Here is a 4,937-nt window from a genome sequence, read left to right as displayed (position 1 = left end):
CGCGGCCATGGGCTTGGTCGATGAGCTGGTCGAGGAAGGCAAGCTGCGCGAGGGCGCGCTCGCCTTCGCCCGCAAGGCGGTCGCCGAGGGCAAGCCGCTGGTGAAGGTCCGCGACAACAACACCAGGCTCGAAGCCGCCAAGGGTCACCCGGAGATCTTCGCCGACTTCCGCAAGGCCAATGCGCGGAAATTCCGCGGCTTCCTGGCGCCCGAGAACAACATCAAGGCCGTCGAGGCGGCGGTGAATTCCGCGACCTTTGACGAAGGCCTGAAGGCCGAGCGCAAGCTGTTCGGCGAGCTGATGACCGGCCCGCAGTCGGCCGCCCAGCGCTACTATTTCTTCGCCGAGCGCCAGGCGAACAAGATCCCCGACGTGCCGGACGACACGCCGATCCGGCCGATCAAGAGCGTCGGCATCATCGGCGCCGGCACCATGGGCGGCGGCATCGCCATGAACTTCGCCAACGCCGGCATCCCCGTGACCATCGTCGAGCAACAGCAGGAGCCGCTGGACCGCGGGCTTGGCGTCATCCGCAAGAACTACGAGCGCACCGCCTCACGCGGCGGGATCACCAATGAGCAGGTCGAGCAGCGCATGGGCCTGATCAAGGGCTCGCTCGACGTGGGCGACTTCAAGGACGTCGACCTCGTCATCGAGGCGGTGTTCGAGCGCATGGACATCAAGAAGGACATCTTCGAAAAGCTCGACGCCATCTGCAAGCCGGGCGCGATCCTGGCCACCAACACCTCCGCCCTGAACATCGACGAGATCGCCTCGGTGACCAAGCGGCCGCAGGACGTCATCGGCCTGCACTTCTTCTCGCCGGCCAACGTCATGAAACTCTTGGAGATCGTCCGCGCCGACCACACCGCCAAGGACGTCATCGCCACCTCGATGAAGCTCGCCAAGCAGATCGGCAAGGTGGCGGTGCTGGTCGGCGTCACCCCCGGCTTCGTCGGCAACCGCATCCTCGGCCAGCGCCAGCGCGAGGCGCAGAAGCTGGTGATGGAAGGGGCCATGCCGTGGGACGTCGACCGGGTGCTCTACGACTTCGGCTTCCCCATGGGCCCGTTCGCGATGAGCGACCTGGCCGGCCTCGACATCGGCTGGGTGAAGGAGAAGTCGCACGGCGAGACCATCCGCGACGTGCTCTGCGAGATGGACCGCCGGGGCCAGAAGACCGGCGCCGGCTATTACGACTACGACGAGCACCGCAACGCCAAGCCCAGCCCCGTCACCGAGAAGATCATCAACGACTTCATCGCCAAGTCGGGCGCCAACCCGCGCAAGATCAGCGACGAGGAGATCCTCGAGCGCTGCATCTATCCGATGATCAACGAGGGCGCGAAGATCCTCGAGGAGGGCAAGGCGATCCGCCCCTCCGACATCGACGTGGTCTGGGTCAACGGCTACGGCTGGCCGGTCTACCGCGGCGGCCCCATGTTCTACGGAGACCAGGTCGGCCCCGACAAGGTGCTGGCCAAGATGCAGGAATTCCAGGCCAAGATGGGCGACACGTTCAAGCCCTCGGCCCTCCTCGAAAAGCTGGTCGCCGAGGGCAAGAAATTCTCCGACGTCAAGGCCTGATGACTCGTCGCGCCCCTCTTGCCTTCCCCGCTTACGGGGAAGGGGGACCACTCGCCGCAGAGCGAGTGGTGGAAGGGGCGACCGCTTGCTCGGCGCTTGAACTCGCCCCCTCCACCATCGGCTCTTCGGCCGATGGTCCCCCTCCCCCGCTGTGCGGGTGAGGCAAATTCGAGCCAAGGATTTCCCATGCGTGAAGCCGTCATCGTCGCCGCCCGCCGAAGCCCCATTGGCAAGGCCTACCGCGGCGCGTTCAACAACACCTATGGCGCGACGCTCGGCGGCCACGCCATCGCCGCGGTGATCGCCCAGGCCGGGATCGACCCGGGCGAGGTCGACGACATCGCCATGGGCTGCGCCCTGCAGCAGGGCACGACGGGCAACAACATCGCCCGCCAGGCCGCCCTGCGCGCCGGCCTGCCCAACACCGTCGCCGGCATGACCATCGACCGCCAGTGCTCGTCCGGCCTGATGGGCGTGGCGACGGCGGCCAAGTACATCATCAACGACGGCGCCCCGATCGCCATCGGCGCGGGCATCGAGTCGATCAGCCTGGTGCAGAACGACAAGGTCAACCGCTTCATGGCCACCGACCCGTGGCTGAAGGAGCACGTGCCCGAGCTCGCCACCTCGATGATCGAGACCGCCGAGATCGTCGCCGAACGCTACGGCGTCTCTCGTGAAGCCCAGGACGAATATGCGCTGCAGTCCCAGCAGCGCACCGCCCAGGCGCAGTCCGAGGGCCGCTTCGACCGCGAGATCGCGCCGATGACCACGGTCATGAAGGTGCTGGTCAACAAGGAAACCGGCGAGACCGCCGACAAGGAGATCACCATCGCCGCCGACGAGGGCAACCGCCCTCAGACGACGCTGGCCGACCTGCAGAAGCTCAGCCCCGTCTTCAAGGGCGGCCGCTATGTGCAGGAAGGCAAGTTCGTCACCGCCGGCAACGCCTCGCAACTCTCCGATGGCGCGGCGGCGATCCTGCTGATGGAACGCAAGGAAGCCGAGAAGCGCGGCCTCGAGGCGCTGGGCGCCTACCGCGGCATGGCGGTGGCCGGCTGCGGTCCGGAGGAGATGGGCATCGGCCCGGTGTTCGCGATCCCGAAGCTGCTGGAACGCAACGGCCTGAAGGTCGAGGACATCGATATCTGGGAGCTGAACGAAGCTTTCGCGAGCCAGGTGCTCTACTGCCGCGACAAGCTCGGCATCCCCAACGAGAAGCTGAACGTCTCCGGCGGCTCGATCTCCATCGGTCATCCCTACGGCATGACCGGCGCCCGCTGCACGGCCCACCTGATGTACGAAGGCAAACGCCGCGGGGCCAAGTACGGGGTCGTCACCATGTGCGTCGGCGGCGGCATGGGAGCCGCAGGTCTTTTCGAAATCTTCTAAGCTTCGACGGCTGTCGAACTGTGGAAGGGCCGCCTGCGAGGGCGGCCCTTTTTCGTGGCGCGTCAAGCCCTGGCGGCGTCCTCCGCGTCGATCTGCGCGAAGGTCATGCCCTTGGTCTCGCGCGCCCGGAGCGCGGCGAAGGCGCTGATGCCGCCGGCGATCAGCATGTAGACGGCGATCGGCGTGGCCGACTTTGTGGCCTTGAACAGCGCCAGCGCGACGATCGGCGCCAGCGAGCCTGCGAAGATCGAGGTCGCCTGGTAGGCCAGCGACGCGCCGGAATAGCGGAAGCGGGTCGGGAACAGCTCGGCGATGAAGGCGGCCTGCGGGGCGTACATGGCCCCATGCAGCACCAGGCCGATGATCACCGCGCCCAGCACGATCGGCGTCACGCCGGTGTCGAGCATGCGGAAGAAGGCGAAGCCGAAGAGGGCCATGCCCGCCGCGCCGACGAAATAGACCGGCCGCCGGCCGATCTTGTCCGACAGCCAGGCGAATACCGGGATCAGCAGCACCTCGACGGCCGCGCCGGCCAGCAGGGCGTTGAGGGCGACGGTGCGGCTCAGGCCGACCACCTCGGTGATGTAGGTGATCGAGAACGCGGTGATGATGTAATAGGTGATGTTCTCGCCGACCCTCAGCCCGATGCCGATGGCCAGGCCGCCCGGCCGGCGGCGGATCGCCTGCAGCACCGGCGCCGCGTCGATGCCACGCTCGGCCACGGCCTTAGCGAACACCGGGCTTTCGGCGAGCGTCGAGCGCACCCAGTAGCCGATCAGGATCAGCACCGCCGACAGCAGGAACGGCACGCGCCAGCCCCAGGCCAGGAAGTCCGCGTCCGTCTGCACCGCCGACATGATCGCCAGCACGCCGGCGGCCAGCAGGTTGCCGGCCGGCACGCCCGCCTGCGGCCAACCCGCCCAGAAGCCTCGGCGCTTCGCGTCGCCATACTCGCAGACCATCAGCACCGCCCCGCCCCACTCGCCGCCGACCGCGAAGCCCTGCACCAGCCGCAGCAAAACGAGGATCAGCGGCGCGAACAGTCCGATCTGGTCGAAGGTCGGCAGCAGCCCGATCAGGAAGGTCGAGCCGCCCATCAGCATCAGGCTCATCATAAGGAGCTGCTTGCGCCCGATCCGGTCGCCGAGGTGGCCGAACACCAGCCCGCCCAACGGCCGCGCCACGAAGCCCAGCGCGTAGGTGGCGAAGGCCAGCATGGTCCCGGTCAGCGGGTCGGCCTTTGGGAAGAACAGCTTGTTGAACACCAGCGCCGCGGCGGTGCCGTAGAGAAAGAAGTCGTACCACTCGATGGTGGTGCCGATCATGCTGGCCAGCACCACCTTGCGCAGGGTGGACGGCGCTGCGGGCGCATCGGCGGTCGTGGCGGTCAAGGTCTGCCCTCCCGATGCGGCCCGTTGCGCGCCAGATCCGTGGGCGGCAGATGAGCGCGATCAGGCGAAGGTTACAAGCCGCGCCTTACCTTCCCCCGGTACGGGGGAAATGTCGGCAATGGGCGAAGCCCGGCCGACAATGGGGGAAGTATCTTCGCTTCCACTTCCCCCATCGACCCTCCAACCAAACCAACCTGTCGGGGATGGTTTCCCCCGTACCCGGGGGAAGACGCTTACGCGAAATCCTTCGCCAACTCCGCACGTGTCGCCGGCGTCAGGCCCGCCAGGTGGCTGTAGGCCTCGTGGCTGCAGCCGACCAGGATCTCGGTCGCCGGGTCGCGGAAGCGGGCGATCTGGTCGGCGGTCAGCGGGAAGCGCAGGAAGTGGACGGAGGAAGTCTTGCCGTCCTCCCGCGTGCGCTCGATGTCGCCCTCCGGGACGCCCATGGCCCGCTCCGATCCGACCTGGATGAAGAAGCACTCCTCGACGCCGCCGAGCCTGGCCAGCATCGCCTCGCGGCGGATGGGATCCTCGATCTCGAACATCACGGTGGCCACCAGTTCCGA

Annotated in this window: 4 protein-coding genes; 2 read left to right on the top strand and 2 right to left on the bottom strand. The window is 67.3% G+C overall.

The annotated features are described in order from the left end of the window. On the top strand, positions 1–1,588 hold a 1,588-nt coding region (locus JWP28_RS20485; RefSeq protein WP_299545708.1), incomplete at its 5' end, for a 3-hydroxyacyl-CoA dehydrogenase NAD-binding domain-containing protein. 186 nt (positions 1,589–1,774) lie between these two features. Further along, entirely contained in the window at positions 1,775–2,980 is a 1,206-nt protein-coding gene (locus JWP28_RS20480; protein ID WP_299545707.1) for an acetyl-CoA C-acyltransferase, read from the top strand. Positions 2,981–3,042: 62 nt separating this feature from the next. On the opposite strand, the gene JWP28_RS20475 is transcribed toward JWP28_RS20480, so the two are convergent. Next, entirely contained in the window at positions 3,043–4,371 is a 1,329-nt protein-coding gene (locus JWP28_RS20475) for an MFS transporter (RefSeq protein WP_299545706.1), read from the bottom strand. 233 nt (positions 4,372–4,604) lie between these two features. Next, the coding region (locus JWP28_RS20470) for a DUF3501 family protein (RefSeq protein ID WP_299545705.1) at positions 4,605–4,937 on the bottom strand (333 nt) is incomplete at its 5' end.

Source organism: Phenylobacterium sp. (genome assembly GCF_028290885.1).
Lineage (GTDB): Bacteria > Pseudomonadota > Alphaproteobacteria > Caulobacterales > Caulobacteraceae > Phenylobacterium.
This window is presented reverse-complemented; position numbering and strand designations above follow the sequence as displayed.

What these genes read in the sequence shown, in the direction of transcription:
- JWP28_RS20480 (WP_299545707.1), top strand. Translation starts at nt 1,775, where the DNA reads ATGCGTGAAGCCGTCATCGTCGCCGCCCGCCGAAGCCCCATTGGCAAG.